The following is a 15,354-nucleotide window of genomic DNA, read 5'->3' as shown; positions in this document are numbered from 1 at the left end:
GGGCTACCCGATCTGCAATCCCAGGCGCGTGCCGTCCTCGATGGCGCGAAGGGCGTCGATCCCCGACGCCTGACGGGCGCCGCCGATCCTGTGGACGATCCGCCCGGCGGCGGCCAAATACTGGGCCAGGCTGTCGTCACAATCCTGGCCGGAACAGACGATGATGGTGTCGGCCTCGATCAGGCGGTCGGCGCCATCGACATGGATATGCAGGCCGGCATCGTCGATATGGCGATAGGCCACGCCCGCCAGCATGACCACCCCTGCCCTTTGCAGCTTGGCCTTGGCGATCCAGCCGGTGGTGCGGCCCAGATCGGCACCTGGGCGGCCGGGCTTTCTTTGCATCAAGGTGATGGCGCGGGCCGGCGCTTCGGCCGGTTCGACCACCGCCAGGCCGCCCGGCTGCAACAAGGTGCGGTCGATTCCCCATTCGGCATCGAAGGGGGCGGACGGCCCCAGCAGGTAAAGGGCGACGTCGAAGGCGATCGGCCCGGCGCCGATCAAGGCCACCCGCTGGCCGGCGACGCGCCGCCCGGACAGGATATCGTCGTAAAGGGCCACCATCGGATGGTCGATACCGGCGATGTCGGGACAGCGCGGCCGGACCCCGGTGGCGATGACCACCTGATCGAACCCGACCAGATCCTTGTGGGTGGCGGCACGGCCCAGCTTGACCGTCACACCCAGGCGGTCCAGTTCGGCGGCGAACCAATCCAGCGTCGCCACATAGCTTTCCTTGCCGGGAATGCGTTCGGCCAGGGCGAACTGGCCGCCCAGGTGATGGCTCGCCTCGAGCAAGGTAACGTGATGACCGCGCGCCGCCGCCTCGAGGGCACAGGCCATGCCGGCCGGGCCGGCGCCGACCACCGCCAGATTCAGCGGGACAGCGACAGGAGCGGCGACGAACTCGCCTTCCCGGCCGGCCCGCGGATTGACCAGGCAGCTGGCCGGGCGGCCGTCGAACATCGCGTCCAGGCAACCCTGGTTGCAGGCGATGCAGGTGTTGATGGCGCCCGCCTGGACGCCGGTGGCCTTGGCGGCGAAGGCCGGGTCGGCCAGCAGCGGCCGGGCCAGCGAGACCAGATCGGCGGCGCCCGAGGCCAGGATCGCCTCGGCCCGTTCCGGCGTGTCGATGCGGTTGCTGGCCGAGACCGGAATCGAGACAACCGCCTTGACCCGGGCGGTGGCCCAGGCCCAGGCGCCCGCCGGCACCGGATGGGCGATGGTGGGAACCCTTGATTCGTGCCAGCCGATGCCGCTGTTCAGCAGATCGGCGCCGGCTTGCTCGGCCACCAGGGCGGCGGCGACCACCTCGTCGCCCGACAGGCCGCCCTCGACCAGATCGACCATCGACAGGCGCACCGACAGCAAACCCTCGCCGATGGCGCCCCGCACCGCGTGCACCACGCGATCCAGAAAGCGCAGGCGGTTGGACAGCGGCCCGCCCCACTGGTCGGTGCGGTGGTTGGTGGCCGGAGCCATGAATTCGGAAATCAGATAGCCTTCCGAGGCCATCACCTCGATCCCGTCATAGCCGGCCTGGATGGCCAAGGCAGCGGTGCGGGCGTAATCGGCGATGGTCGCCTCGATCTCGGCCTCGGTCAGTTCGCGGGGCGTGGCGCGCGAAATCGGCGCCCGGATCGCCGATGGCGCCACCGGATCGTCATGGCGGGCATAACGGCCGCAATGCAGGATCTGCAGGATGATCCGCCCGCCGGCCTGGTGCACCGCATCGGTGATCGGCAGGTGGTGATCCAATTGCGACGGATGATCCAGCACGGTGCCGTCGGCGCCGAAGCGCCCCCGCGGGTTGGGGGCGACGCCACCGGTGACGATCAGCCCGACGCCGCCCTTGGCCCGCTCGCCATAGAAACGAGCCAGGCGCTGGGGGGCGTCCGCCTCGGTCTCGCAGCCCAGATGCATCGAACCCATGATGATCCGGTTGGGCAGCACGACATGACCGACACGGACGGGGGTGGCTAGCAGACGGGTCATCGACCGGCTCCGATTAATTCGGTAGTCGAATACCATAATACGCCAACCATCGCCAGGGCTTGCGCTTCACCGACGGGATTCGGCCAGCAGCAGCTGGGCGACATGCTGGACCGGCCGGCCGTTGGCGGCGGCGATGGCGACCAGCGACCAAGCCGGGTCGGCCTGCTTGATCCCGCCGGCTTCCAGCCGCTGCACCAGGGCCGAAGCCTCGACCCCCAGAGCCGGAGCCAGTTGCACCAGCGGCGCCTCGACCATCTTTCCGGCCAGGGCCATCATCGGATTGCCACCCCGACCGCTGCCTGTCACAGCAGGGGCGACGAAGGCCGCCAGGGCCAGCCCGCCGGCCACCAGCAAGACATGGGTGCGCCGCTGCTTGATCAGGACGGCGAAGCCCCGCCAATGGCGGGCGAGATGCAGCAGCACGGCGGCGACGAAGGCCAGGCTCAGCCATTCATGGGCGCCCTTCAGGAAGCGGTCGCCAACATGAAAAAAGATCGGCACCCCGGTCACCACCGCCACCGCGAACAAGGCCGCTGTCATGGGGGTCGAATAGAGATTGAGGAAATTGCGCATGGTGAAGGCCCGCTTGCTTGGAAAGACGGGCGCACGCTAGCAAGCCGATGTTGCAGGCGTTTGACGGGCCGGTAACACAGTGTAATCAGCGCTTCTCGAACACCACCATCTCGTCCTCGCGGCCCATGTTCAACATGGCGCGGGCGCGTTCTTCCAGCATGTCGGGGTCCAGATGGTCGGGGCGCAGCAGCAGCACCCGATGTTCCAGCACCTGGCGCTCGGTGGTGACCTTGGCCAACTGCATCTCGGCGTCCAGAATCTCGTTCTTCAGCCGCACCCAGGCCAGCACGCCGCGATCGCCTTCCACCGTGTGGTAGGCGAAATACGCCACGGCACAGGCCCCGATGACGGGGCCGATGACGGGACGAAGTCGACGGGCCAGTTCCTTAAGCATGAAGCGGATGGAATCACCTAAGATTCATGACGTCAACAAGTCATGAACGAGATGATTCATTTTTCCCGAGCAGAAGTCGTCGCTGTTGCAGAAATGACTCAGTTTTCTGGCTTTATCGAGTGCTTTACCGAAAGAAAAGCGGCCGAAGGATTTCTCCCCCGGCCGCCCATCAACAGAACAATTCAGAAACGGATCAGCGCTTCATGATGGCCTTGCCGGCATAGCGCGCCGCCGAGCCCAGCTCTTCCTCGATGCGGATCAGCTGGTTGTACTTGGCCAAGCGGTCCGAACGCGACAGCGAGCCGGTCTTGATCTGGCCGCAATTGGTGGCGACCGCCAGGTCGGCGATGATCGAATCCTCGGTCTCGCCCGAGCGGTGGCTCATGACGGCGGTGTAGCCGGCCTTGTGGGCCATGTCGACGGCTTCCAGGGTCTCGGACAGCGAGCCGATCTGGTTGACCTTGACCAGGATCGAGTTGGCCAGGCCCTTGTCGATGCCCATGGCCAGACGGGCCGGATTGGTGACGAACAGATCGTCGCCCACCAGCTGGACCTTGCCGCCCAGTTCCTCGGTCAGCATTTCCCAACCGTCCAGATCGTCCTCGGCGCAGCCATCCTCGATCGAGATGATCGGATAGGACTTCACCAGCTTGGAATAGAACTTGACGATGCCCTTCTGGTCGAAGCTCTTCTTGGCGCCTTCCATCTCGTACTTGCCGTTCTTGAAGAACTCGGTCGAGGCGCAGTCAAGGGCCAGCATGATGTCTTCGCCGGGCTTGTAGCCGGCCTTCTCGATGGACTGCATGATGAAGTCCAGCGCCGCTTCGGCCGACTTCAGGTTGGGGGCGAAGCCGCCCTCGTCGCCGACATTGGTGTTGTGACCGGCGTCCTTCAGCTGCTTCTTCAGGGCCTGGAACACTTCCGAACCCATGCGGATGGCGTCCGAGCAAGTCGGCGCGCCGACCGGCATGATCATGAATTCCTGGATGTCGATGGGATTGTCGGCGTGCGCCCCGCCATTGATGATGTTCATCATCGGCACCGGCAGGATCGAGGCGAAGGCGCCGCCGACATAACGGTACAGCGGCAAGCCGGTTTCCTCGGCGGCGGCCTTGGCACAGGCCAGCGACACGCCCAGGATGGCGTTGGCGCCCAGGCGCGACTTGTTCGGCGTGCCGTCGAGCTGGATCATGGTGTGGTCCAGCAGCACCTGATCCTCGACATCCATGCCCGACAGGGCGTCGTAGATCTCGCCGTTGACGCTTTCCACCGCCTTCAGCACGCCCTTGCCGCCATAGCGCTTCTTGTCGCCGTCACGCAGCTCGCACGCCTCGTGGGCGCCGGTCGAGGCGCCCGACGGAACGGCGGCGCGGCCCATCACGCCGCTTTCCAGCACGACGTCGACTTCAACGGTCGGATTGCCGCGCGAGTCCAGGATTTCGCGAGCGTGGATATCGATAATGGCGGTCATCGGGTCTCTCCGAAAAGTGCGGACAGGGGTTAATCGATTTGGACGGGATAGCACTTGGCCGTCGCGTCGAACTTCATCAGCATTTCGATCAGGGCCGGCATGTCCCTCAGCGCGATCATGTTGGGGCCGTCTGACGGCGCATGATCGGGATCGGGATGGGTTTCGATGAACACACCAGCGATACCCAAGGACACCGCGGCGCGGGCCAGCACCGGCGCGAAGCGGCGGTCGCCGCCCGACGATCCGCCCTGGCCGCCCGGCGATTGCACCGCGTGGGTGGCGTCCATGATCACCGGATAGCCGGTGCGCGCCATGATCGGCAGCGCCCGCATGTCGGCGACCAGATCGCCATAGCCGAAGCTGGCACCGCGCTCGGTCAGCAGGATGCGGCTGTTGCCGGTGCTTTCGATCTTGGCGGCGACGTTGGCCATCTGGTCAGGGGCCAGGAACTGGCCCTTCTTGACGTTGACCACCGCGCCGGATCGGCCGGCGGCGATCAGCAGGTCGGTCTGGCGACACAGGAAGGCCGGCACCTGGATGATATCGACCACGCGGCCCATGACGGCGCATTGTTCTTCGGTGTGGATGTCGGTCAGGACCGGCAGCGCCAGCTTGGACTTGATCTCGGCGAAGACCGGCAGCGACGCGTCCAGCCCCAGCCCGCGCCTCCCTGAGATCGAGGTGCGGTTGGCCTTGTCGAACGACGACTTGTAGATCAGCTTGATGCCGGCTTCCTGGGCCATTTCCTTCAACGCCGCTGCGCATTCCAGGGCGTGTTCGCGGCTTTCCATCTGGCACGGCCCGGCGATCAGGACCAGCGGCAGATCGTTGCCGAAGACGACGTCCGGGGAAACGGCGACGTGATGGAAAGGGGGCATGGCGTCAGACCAATCGCGATTGCCGCACCGCGGCCTTGATGAAGCTGGTGAACAGCGGATGCGGGTCGAACGGCTTGGACTTCAGTTCGGGATGGAACTGCACGCCGACGAACCACGGATGGTCGGGAATTTCCACGATTTCCGGCAGCACCCCGTCGGGCGACAGGCCCGAGAACGACAGGCCGGCCTTTTCCAGCTGCGGCCGGTAATCCATGTTGACCTCGAAGCGGTGACGGTGGCGTTCCGAGATCATGTCCGAGCCATAGATGTCGGCGACCCGGCTGCCCTTTTTCAGCATGCAATCATAGGCGCCCAGGCGAAGGGTTCCGCCCAGCTCGCCATCGGCGGCGCGCTTTTCCAGCATGTTGCCCTTGACCCACTCGGTCATCAGGCCGACGACGGGATGCTCGCACGGGCCGAACTCGGTCGAGTTGGCGCCCTTCAGGCCGACCAGGTTGCGGCAGGCCTCGATCACCGCCATCTGCATGCCGAAGCAGATGCCGAAATAGGGCACCTGGCGTTCGCGGGCGAACTTGACCGCCTCGATCTTGCCCGACGCGCCGCGTTCGCCGAAGCCGCCGGGCACCAGGATGCCGTGGCAGGGCTCGAGATGCAGCACCGCGTCTTCGCGCTCGAAGATCTGGCTGTCGATCCAGTTCAACCGAACCTTGACGTTGTTGGCGATGCCGCCATGGGTCAGCGCCTCGGCCAGCGACTTATAGGAATCCAGCAGGCTGATATACTTGCCGACCACGGCGATGGTCACCTCGCCTTCCGGCTGGCGCACCCGCTCGACGATATTGGTCCAGCGCGACAAATCGGGCTGCTTGGATTCGATGCGGAAATGGCGGCACACCTGCTCGTCCAATCCCTCGGCATGGTACGAGATCGGCACCTGATAGATGCTGTCGACGTCCAGAGCCGGGATCACCGCCTGGGGGGCGACGTTGCAGAACAGGGCGATCTTCTTGCGCTCGCCTTCCGGAATCTCGCGATCCGAGCGGCACATCAAAAGGTCGGGCTGGATACCGACGGACAGCAATTCCTTGACCGAATGCTGGGTCGGCTTGGTCTTCAGCTCGCCCGCCGTCGGGATATAGGGCAACAGGGTCAGATGGACGAACATGGTGCGCTCGCGCCCCAGTTCGTTGGCCAGCTGACGAATCGCTTCCAGGAACGGCAGGGATTCGATGTCGCCGACGGTGCCGCCGATCTCGCACAGGCAGAAATCCTCGTCGGTCAGGTCCGACTTGACGAATTCCTTGATGGCGTTGGTGACGTGCGGGATGACCTGGACGGTGGCGCCCAGATAGTCGCCGCGCCGCTCGCGGGCGATGACGTCGGAATAGATGCGACCGGTGGTGATGTTGTCGCTTTTGCGCGACGCGACGCCGGTGAAGCGCTCGTAATGGCCCAGATCCAGATCGGTCTCGGCGCCGTCGTCGGTGACATAGACCTCACCGTGCTGATAGGGGCTCATGGTGCCCGGATCGACGTTGAGATAGGGGTCGAGCTTCCTGAGCCGGACCTTGAAGCCGCGCGCCTGCAGGCACGCCCCCAGAGCCGCCGAGGCCAGCCCCTTGCCCAGGGACGACACCACGCCGCCGGTAATGAAGATGAAACGCGTCATGGGCCCCTTGCTCGCGCGAAGTGTCTGGCTTGACCAGGTGGCGGCCGCCGCCGGCGACCGCGTTCCCCAAACGGATGAACCTACTTCGAAATCGGCGCCGCCGGCTCGGCCGGAACCGCCGGCTGGGCCGGAGCCGCCGCCGGAGCGGCAGCCGGCACCTTGTCGAAGGGCGAGCCCCCGCCGGTGCGGTTGTTGGCGATGATGGCAAGCGCCAGGCTGGTCAGGAAGAACGCCCCGGCCAGGATGCCGGTGGTGCGGGTCAACAGATTGCCGGCCGCCCGGCCGGACATCAAACCGCCGCCACCGCCGCCCATGCCCAGCGCGCCGCCTTCGGAACGCTGCAGCAGCACCACGCCCACCAGGGCGACGGCGAGAAGCAGGTGAATGACGAGAATGATCGGAAAGAAGTCCATTGGCACACCACGAAATGACCCGACCCAGAGCGGTCCCGATGGGACAGCCCTGGGGGCGGGTGAAATTGTTCGACGCGATATTTAGCCCCCTCGGCCGAGGATAGCTAGTGCAAAAATGGACGCCCCGGGTTCAAAGCCCGGCGGCGCGTGAGACGGCCCGGCATCGGGCGCGCCTCGCGCAGAAGCGCCTTGCGCCTAAGCGCAATTGCGAGCGATGGCCCAGAAATCCTCGACCTTCAGCGAGGCGCCGCCGATCAGGCCGCCATCGACGTCGGGCAGGGCGATCAGCTGGGCGGCATTCTCGGGCTTCATCGAGCCGCCGTACAGAATGCGCATCTTGCCGGCCTCGGTCTCGCCCACCAGCTTGACCAGTTCGGCGCGGATGGCGGCATGGACTTCCTGCGCCTGTTCCGGCGAGGCGACCCGGCCGGTGCCGATGGCCCACACCGGCTCGTAGGCGATGACGGTGTTGTCGGCATTGGCGCCCTCGGGCAGCGAGCCCTTCAACTGGCGGCGATTGACCTCGAGCGTCTCGCCTCCGTCGCGCTGGGCCAGGGTCTCGCCGATGCAGACGATCGCCACCAGGCCGGCGGCGTGGGCGGCGGCGGCCTTGGCCTTAACCTGCGCGTCGGTCTCGCCGTGGTCGGTGCGGCGCTCGGAATGGCCCAGGATGACGTGGGAACAGCCGGCATCCTTCAGCATCACCGGCGAGGTGTCGCCGGTATGGGCGCCGGAAGTCTTGGCGTGGCAATCCTGGCCGCCGACCGCCAGCCCCGAGCCGGCGACGGCGCGGGCGACATCGGAAACCAGCAGGAAAGGCGGGCACACCAGCACGTCGCAGGCCAGATCCGGCTCGGCCCGGCGCTTGGCGGCGACACCCTCGGCCAGGGCGATGCCGTCGGCCTTCAGGCCGTTCATCTTCCAGTTGCCGGCGATCAGCGGACGTCTGCTCATGGAGGTCTCCCGTTCTCTATGAATTGTGACCCGGTCTATACCATCGCCCCCAAGCCCTTGTCGCCACCCAATCGGAGCGATTCCAGGGTGGGTTAAAGCAGTTGCCACCCCTTCCCCCCCCTCTTATTATGCCGGCACTTTTGCCGGAGCCCGCTTGCGCCCGGCCCCTCGAACCCGCCGGATGCCATGCTCGATTCCTTTCGCAATGCCTCGAAGTCCTGGGTCGTCAAACTGCTGTTCGGCCTGTTGGGTCTCAGTTTCATCTCGTGGGGCGTCGGCGATGTCTTGAGGGGCGGATTGTTCGGGCGCGGCCCGGCCATCGAGGTGGGCAAGGTCCAGGTCACCGCCGCCGAGGTCAACGCCGAGTTCAAGCGCGAGGTCGCCCGCCTGCAGCCGCTGTTCGGCGGCAAGCTGAGCGCGGAAGAGGCCCGCAAGATGGGCCTGCTGGACCGTACCATCCAGACCATCGTCACCCGCACCCTGATCGACGAGGCGGCTCGCCGCCTGGGTCTGTCGGCGTCCGAGGACGCGGTGGTGGCCCAGGTCGCCGCCGACCCCAACTTCCGCAACGAACGGGGCGAGTTCGACCGCGAGCTGCTGCGCCGGGCCTTGAACCGCGCCAATCTGAGCGAAGCCGACTACATGCGGATGGAAAAGAGCAACATGGTCCGCGCCCAGATGGCCGAGGCGCTGTCGGGCGGATTGGTGGCGCCGGTGACCCTGGCCGATCCCCTGACCCGCTGGCGCGAAGAGCGCCGCGCCGCCGAGATCGCCCAGATCAAGGACGAGGCGGTGGCCCTGCCCGCCGCCCCCGACCAGGCCGCCATCGAGCAATATTACAAGGACAATTCCCAGCGCTTCATGGCGCCGGAATTCCGCGCCCTGACGGTGATGCTGCTGCGCCCGGCCGATGTCGGCGCCCTGGCCGAAATCACCGACGCCCACATCGCCGAGGCCTATCAGCTTCGGCTGGACGAATTCGTCACCCCGGAACGGCGCCAGGTCGCGCAGGTGGTGCTGGCCGACGACGTCGCCGCCGCGCGGGCCACCGATCTGGTCAAGGCCGGCAAGGACCTGGCCGCCATCGCCAAGGATCTGGGCGCCTCGGTGGTCGATCTCGGCACCGTCGAAAAGGGCGAGCTGCCCGACGAGCTGGGCGCCGCCTTGTTCGCCCAGAAGCCCGGCACCATCAGCCCCCCGGTGCGGACCGCGCTGGGCTGGCACGTCGCCCAGGTCGGCCAGGTCACCCCCGGCCGCACCCGGCCGCTGGCCGAGGTCAAGTCGATGCTGGAGCAGGATCTGCGCCGCGAGCGTTCGACCGACCTGTTGAGCCAGCTGGCCAATCAGGTGGAAGACACCCTGGGCGCCGGCACCAGCCTGGAAGAGACCGCGTCGCGGTTCCAGTTGAAGGTCCTGCGCATCCCGGCCATCGATGCCAAGGGCCAAGGCCCCAACGGCAAGCCGGTCGCCGACGCGCCCAAGTCCGACACCTTCCTGGATGTCGCCTTCCACACCGAACAAGGTGCCGAAAGCCAGCTGACCGAGAAGGAAGGCGACGGTTATTTCCTGGTTCGCGTCGATCGGGTGGTGGCGCCGGCTCCGCGCGCCCTGGCCGACGTCCGCGCCGAAGTGGTCGCCGGCTGGCAGGCCGAACGCCGCCATGAAAAGGCCGGCGAACTGGCCCAGGCCATCGCCTTGCAGGTCAAGGCCGGCGAGCCGCTGGCCAAGGTCGCCCAGGCCCACGGCATCAAGGTCTCGACGTCGTCCCCGTTCACCCGGGAAGGCGCCGAGGCGGCCAAGCTGGCCCCGGCCGTCGTCGCCGAGCTGTTCCAGGGCAAGCCCGGGACGGTGGCGGTCAAGGCCGAAAAAGGCGGCTGGGTGGTGGCCCGCCTGGCCCAGGTGATCGCCTTCGAGCCGGCCAAGGATGCCAAGGCCGCCGAGACGGCGCGCCGCAAGATCTCGTCCACCGTGGCCGGCGATCTGGTCGACCAATACCTCGCCGCCCTCAACGTCGAACTGGGCGTGCGGGTCGATCGCAGCCAGATTTCCCGCGAAGAGTGACCATGACCGTTTATCCCGACTACACCGCCTTCCAAGCCACCTACGACAGCGGGCGGCCGCAATTGGTGTGGCGCACCATGGTCGCCGACCTGGAAACCCCGGTCTCCGCATTCCTGAAGCTGGCCAGCGGTCAGAAGCACGCCTTCTTGCTGGAATCGGTGGAAGGCGGCGCCGTGCGCGGCCGCTATTCGGTGCTGGGCATGAAGCCCGACCTGATCTGGAAGTGCCAAGGCAACATGGCGTGGGTCAATCGTGACGCCCGCACCCAGCCCGAGTCCTTCGCGCCCTGCCCGGTGGCCGAACGCGACGGCACGCTGGCCTCGCTGCGAGCACTTTCGGCCGAAAGCCTGGTCGACATCCCGCCGAACCTGCCGCCCATGGCCGCCGGCCTGGTCGGCTATCTGACCTATGACACCGTGCGGCTGGTGGAAAAGCTGCCCGATGCCAATCCCGACGTCATCGGCATCCCCGACGGCATCTTCATCCGCCCGACGGTGATGGCGGTATTCGACAACGTCAACGGCACATTGACGGCGGTGGTGCCGGTATGGCCGCGCGCGGGCGTCGATTCGCGGGCGGCCTTCGACCTGGCCAACGAGCGGCTGGACCATGTGGTCGAGGCGCTGGAGCGCCCATTGCCGCACCTGGATGCCGGCCTCGAGCGCCACACCCACGCGCCGGTCCCGGTGGCCTCGATGACGCCTGAGGAATATTGCGCCAAGGTGCTGAAGGCCAAGGAATACATCGCCGCCGGCGACATCTTCCAGGTGGTGCTGTCGCAGCGTCTGAAGGTGCCGTTCCGGCTGCCGCCCTTCTCGCTGTACCGAGCGCTTCGGCGGATGAATCCCAGCCCGTTCCTGGTCTACATGAATTTCGGCGAGTTCCAGCTGGTGGCGTCCAGCCCGGAAATCCTGGTGCGCCTGCGCGACGGCCGCGTCACCATCCGCCCGATCGCCGGGACCCGCAAGCGGGGTATCGACCAGGCCGAGGACGAGGCCCTGGCCGCCGACCTGATGGCCGACCCCAAGGAACTGGCCGAGCATTTGATGCTGCTGGATCTGGGCCGCAACGATGTTGGCCGGGTGGCCAAGATCGGCTCGGTCAAGGTCACCAAGAAGATGTTCGTCGAGTATTACTCGCACGTCATGCACATCGTCTCGAACGTCGAGGGCGACATCCGCGACGGCTGCGACGCCATGGACGCGCTGATGGCCGGCTTCCCGGCCGGCACCACCTCGGGCGCGCCGAAGATTCGCGCCATGGAGATCATCGACGAGTTGGAGCCCGAGCGGCGCAGCTTCTATGCCGGCTGCATGGGCTATATCTCGGGCAACGGCAACATGGACACCTGCATCGCGCTTCGAACCGCGCTGATCAAGGACGGCACCATGTACGCCCAGGCCGGCGCCGGCATCGTCGCCGATTCGGTGCCCGAGAAAGAGCACGAGGAATGCATGAACAAGGCCCGCGCCCTGGTCCGCGCCGCCGAGGAAGCGCTGGAATACACCCTTAGCCGGCAATAGCGGCCAGCAGGTCTTCCCATTCCCGGGTGAAACGGGCGCTGTCGTTCAGACGGCTGGCCCGCACCCGGTCGCGCAAGCTTTCCCGCAGTTTGGCGCGCAAGGGCCGGTCGGCGGCCAGACGCACGGCGCGGGCGACGTAATCGTCGGCATGGACAGCGATGCCGTCGGCGAAGCCAACCTCGGTCAGCAGCGAAAGCCCATAGCGGTCCAGGATACGCTGGCCCGGCAGGGTCACCACCGGCACCCCCATCCACAGGGATTCGAAGGTGGTGGTGACGCCGTTATAGGGCACCGGGTCCAAGGCCACGTCCAGTTCGCCGAAGGCGGCCAGATGCTCGCCATAGCCCGCGGTCGGAGGCAGGAATTCCAGGCGGTCCGGGCCGATGCCGTGGGCGGCGAAGCCGTCCTTCAGGCGCGGATGGTCGAAGGCTGACTGCACCATGCCCTTGACCCGAAGGCGCGAGCCGGGACAGGCGGCCAGCACCCGGGCGAACAAGGCGATGGATTCAGCCCCGATCTTGGCCAGGGTGTTGAAGCAGCCGAACCGGACGGTCCCGTCATCGGGGCGCAAGGGCAGGCCCGGCACCGCCAATTCGTCCACGGCGAAGTGATAGCTGCACGGCAGGCGGTAGACCCGTTCGCGATAATCACCCTCGGCGCCGGGCGGCAGGGTGCGGGAATCGGCGACCAAGCCGTCCATCGCCGCCATGCCGGTGGTGGTCATCGGCGGCCAGTGCAGGTGGATGCGGGCCGGGCGGCGCGCCACCGTCAGCAGGCGGTGCCCCTTGGGGAAGCCCAGACCGTCGATCAGAATGTCCAGTCCGTCGGCGGCGATCAGCTGGGCCAGTTCGGAATCCGACAACCCCCGGGTCATCCGCACCGTCGCCAGGGCGCAAAAGCGCTCCAGCCGGCGATGGGCCGGGTCGCCGTCGAAATAGACGATCACCTCGAACCGGCTGCGGTCATGGTGGGCCAGCACCGCCAATTGGGTGCCGTCCAGGGTGAACAGACCGGCGGCGAGATAACCGATGCGGATGCGCCCGTCGCCGGCCACGGCCGGCCGGGCGACCGGGGCCAGCGGATCGGCGTAGGTCTTGGCCCATGCGGTGGCGACTGCCAGGGTGTCGGCGGCGGAAAACGGCGCCAGATTCATCGCCAGGATGCGGGTGGGCGCAAGATTGGCGGCCGGTTCCAGTCCCTCGACCCGAGCGTAATCGGCGACGGATTCGGCGTGCCGGCCCATCTCGGCTTCCAGGTTGGCCTTGTTGCGCCAGGCCGCCGCCAGATCGGGTTGCAGCTCCACCGCGCCTTGATAGGCCGCAAGGGCGGCCGCGCCATCGCCCGCATCACGCAAGGCGTTGCCCAGGTTGAAGCGCAGCAGGGCGTTGCGGCGATCAAGGGCGATGGCGGCCGTCAGCGCCTCGACCGCGCCGGCACAATCGCCGCGCTGGGCCCGCAGCACCCCCAGATTGGCCTGGGCGTCACGGTCCTTGGGCGCCCATTTCACCGTCTCGACCAGGATCGCCTCGGCATCCGGCGATCTGCCGAAAGCGGCCAGCGCCAGGGCGTGATCGTTGGCAAGGCCTGCATCCTTGGGGGCACGGGCGCGGATTTCGGCGAACAGCGCCAAGGATTGCGGCCCCTGCCCGGCCCGCGCCAGCGCGACGGCCAAGGCGTGGCCGGCGGCCAGCCGGGCGGGAGCCAACTGACGGGCACGACCCAGAATGGTCGCAGCCGCCGGCCATTGGCCCAGCCGGGCCGCCGCCAGCCCCAGGAACAGGCAGGAATCGGCGCAAGCCTGGGCGTGGCTGAAGGCCGCCGACAGCATCTGGCTGGCGGCCTGGGCCTCGCCCCGGCCGATCATCGCCTCCAGCCTTTCGGGAAGGTCGGCCAATCCTGCGCGCCGAACCTTGGCCCGCAAGCCCTTCAGCGCCGCGTCGAAATCCATCGGCGGCGGATCAGGCCGCGCCCAGGAAGGTGAAGCCGGCCTCGTCGACCGCCTTCTTGACCTGATCTTCGCTGGCATTCTCGACGGTGACGGCGGCCGAGCCCAGATCGACGGTGACCTTGGCGTCGGGGGCCACGCTCTTGATGGCCGATTCCACCGAACGGGCGCAGCCGCCGCAAGTCATGCCGGTCACTTTGTAGGTCGCGCTCATAAGATCAGCTCCTGTGCCATAGGGTTCGATGATGGAAGTTTGGACCTTCCAGCGACGGGAAGGTCAAGGGGGTGTTTGCGCCTTGACGATGGTGGTGACCGGCACCAGCAGGAAGCCCCGGGCTTCCAGCCCCGGCAGCCAGGCGGCCAGGGCCTCGATGGTGGAATCGTGGGGATGGCCGATGGCGATGGCGGCGCCGAACTTGCGGGCATGGGCCTCGGTCTTGGCCAGCTGCGCCTTGACCGACGCCACCGATTGCTCGTTGTCGAGAAAGACGCTGCGCGCCGCGAACGGCACACCGTGGCGTTTGGCCAGTTCGGGGGCCACGCTTTTGTCGGTGGTGACCGAATCCAGGAACAACAGGCCGCGCCTTTTGACCTCTTCCATCACCACCTTCATGCCGGTGCGGTCGGCGGTGAAACGCGAGCCCATATGGTTGTTGATGCCGACGAAGCCCTCGAAACGATTGAGCCCCCAGGACAGGCGACGGCGATTCTCCTCGGGGTGGACGGCGACTTCCAGCACGTCGGGGCCGGGATCGTAGGATTCGCCCTGGGGCTGCATCGGCACATGGACCATCAGTTCGTGGCCGCGCTTGCGGGCGAGCTGGGTGATCTGCGGCAGGTTCTCGGCATAGGTCATCCAGGCCAGCGTCAAGGGGGCGCGCAATTCGACCACCTTCTCGCTGCGCTTTCGATCGACCCCCAGATCGTCGATCACCACGGCGATCATCGGCTGGCTGCCGGCCTTGGGCGCCGGCACGGCATAGCGGACCCAGGCGGGTGCGCCCTGCTCGACCGGCTTGACCGAGGGCTGCGGCAGGATCAGCGGCACCGAGGCGACCTGTTGGTCGGCCACCTGGCCCTCGGCTTGGTCGGCATCGAAACCGTCATCGGCCGGGCCGCCGGGACGGGCCGGCGGCAGCGGCACCAGCGGGATCACCGGCGGCTCGGCGGCAGCGGCCGGTTCCAGCAACGCCTCGCGCCGGGGCGGACGATCGACCGCCATCTCGGCCCGTTCCCAGTCGCGCGCTTCCTGATCCGGGCGGCTGGCCATGATGCCCAGCCCGACGCCCACGCCGATGGCGATGCCACCCAGCAGAACCGCCGCCATCAGGGCCAGCACTGCCCAGGAACGCGACGAACTCGACCGTCGCTTCGGTTCCATCAGCAGCCGCCGGATTTCACGCCGCGACACGAAATTTCGCCTTTCACCGCACAATTCAACAGATTAGTGGCCTGCTCATCTTAGAAATTCACCTGCGAATTTCTGGGGCAGGGCACTTGATCGACGCCGGTTATAG

The 15,354-nt window shown here is 67.0% G+C and carries 13 protein-coding genes; 2 read left to right on the top strand and 11 right to left on the bottom strand.

Going from position 1 to position 15,354, the window contains the following annotated elements; genetic code table 11:
* Positions 1-3: 3 nt before the first annotated feature.
* From MTBLM5_RS01500 to tpiA, 8 genes are all read right to left on the bottom strand, one after another.
* Positions 4-1,995 carry an NADPH-dependent 2,4-dienoyl-CoA reductase gene (locus MTBLM5_RS01500; protein ID WP_173974025.1) on the bottom strand — a complete coding sequence of 664 codons (1,992 nt, stop codon included), beginning with the start codon at positions 1,993-1,995 and terminating at the stop codon, positions 4-6.
* A gap of 66 nt (positions 1,996-2,061) precedes the next feature.
* Positions 2,062-2,568 (bottom strand): DUF4405 domain-containing protein, encoded by a 507-nt coding sequence (locus MTBLM5_RS01495; RefSeq protein WP_173974024.1) that lies wholly within the window; start codon positions 2,566-2,568, stop codon positions 2,062-2,064.
* Positions 2,569-2,653: 85 nt separating this feature from the next.
* Positions 2,654-2,899 carry a septum formation initiator family protein gene (locus MTBLM5_RS01490; protein ID WP_245644132.1) on the bottom strand — a complete coding sequence of 82 codons (246 nt, stop codon included), beginning with the start codon at positions 2,897-2,899 and terminating at the stop codon, positions 2,654-2,656.
* 256 nt (positions 2,900-3,155) lie between these two features.
* On the bottom strand, positions 3,156-4,433 hold the full coding sequence (eno, locus tag MTBLM5_RS01480) for a phosphopyruvate hydratase (protein WP_173974022.1): 1,278 nt from the start codon (positions 4,431-4,433) through the stop codon (positions 3,156-3,158).
* A gap of 29 nt (positions 4,434-4,462) precedes the next feature.
* Positions 4,463-5,311, bottom strand: coding sequence for a 3-deoxy-8-phosphooctulonate synthase (kdsA, locus tag MTBLM5_RS01475; protein ID WP_173974021.1), 849 nt, complete (start codon positions 5,309-5,311; stop codon positions 4,463-4,465).
* A gap of 4 nt (positions 5,312-5,315) precedes the next feature.
* The gene (locus MTBLM5_RS01470; RefSeq protein WP_173974020.1) at positions 5,316-6,941 is read right to left on the bottom strand and encodes a CTP synthase; all 1,626 of its coding nucleotides are present in this window, start codon (positions 6,939-6,941) and stop codon (positions 5,316-5,318) included.
* An 80-nt stretch (positions 6,942-7,021) separates the two neighbouring features.
* Positions 7,022-7,354: a preprotein translocase subunit SecG gene (gene secG, locus MTBLM5_RS01465; protein ID WP_173974019.1), complete on the bottom strand. Its 333-nt coding sequence runs from the start codon at positions 7,352-7,354 to the stop codon at positions 7,022-7,024.
* A gap of 195 nt (positions 7,355-7,549) precedes the next feature.
* The gene (gene tpiA / locus MTBLM5_RS01460) at positions 7,550-8,308 is read right to left on the bottom strand and encodes a triose-phosphate isomerase (protein ID WP_173974018.1); all 759 of its coding nucleotides are present in this window, start codon (positions 8,306-8,308) and stop codon (positions 7,550-7,552) included.
* 186 nt (positions 8,309-8,494) lie between these two features.
* Between tpiA and MTBLM5_RS01455 the strand changes: the two genes are divergently transcribed.
* Positions 8,495-10,369, top strand: coding sequence for a SurA N-terminal domain-containing protein (locus tag MTBLM5_RS01455; RefSeq protein ID WP_173974017.1), 1,875 nt, complete (start codon positions 8,495-8,497; stop codon positions 10,367-10,369).
* Between the two features lie 2 nt (positions 10,370-10,371).
* Positions 10,372-11,892: an anthranilate synthase component I gene (gene trpE / locus MTBLM5_RS01450; RefSeq protein ID WP_173974016.1), complete on the top strand. Its 1,521-nt coding sequence runs from the start codon at positions 10,372-10,374 to the stop codon at positions 11,890-11,892.
* On the opposite strand, the gene MTBLM5_RS01445 is transcribed toward trpE, so the two are convergent.
* From MTBLM5_RS01445 to MTBLM5_RS01435, 3 genes are all read right to left on the bottom strand, one after another.
* Positions 11,879-13,840, bottom strand: coding sequence for a tetratricopeptide repeat protein (locus MTBLM5_RS01445; RefSeq protein WP_173974015.1), 1,962 nt, complete (start codon positions 13,838-13,840; stop codon positions 11,879-11,881). The genes trpE and MTBLM5_RS01445 overlap by 14 nt on opposite strands.
* A gap of 10 nt (positions 13,841-13,850) precedes the next feature.
* Positions 13,851-14,051, bottom strand: coding sequence for a heavy-metal-associated domain-containing protein (locus tag MTBLM5_RS01440; RefSeq protein WP_068496932.1), 201 nt, complete (start codon positions 14,049-14,051; stop codon positions 13,851-13,853).
* Positions 14,052-14,114: 63 nt separating this feature from the next.
* Positions 14,115-15,248, bottom strand: coding sequence for a divergent polysaccharide deacetylase family protein (locus MTBLM5_RS01435; RefSeq protein WP_254430853.1), 1,134 nt, complete (start codon positions 15,246-15,248; stop codon positions 14,115-14,117).
* Positions 15,249-15,354: the final 106 nt, after the last annotated feature.

Origin of the sequence: Magnetospirillum sp. LM-5, assembly GCF_902729445.1 — a bacterium.
Classification (GTDB): Bacteria; Pseudomonadota; Alphaproteobacteria; order Rhodospirillales; family Magnetospirillaceae; genus Magnetospirillum.
Note: the sequence above shows the minus strand (reverse complement) of the source record. Positions and strands in the feature narration are given on the sequence as shown.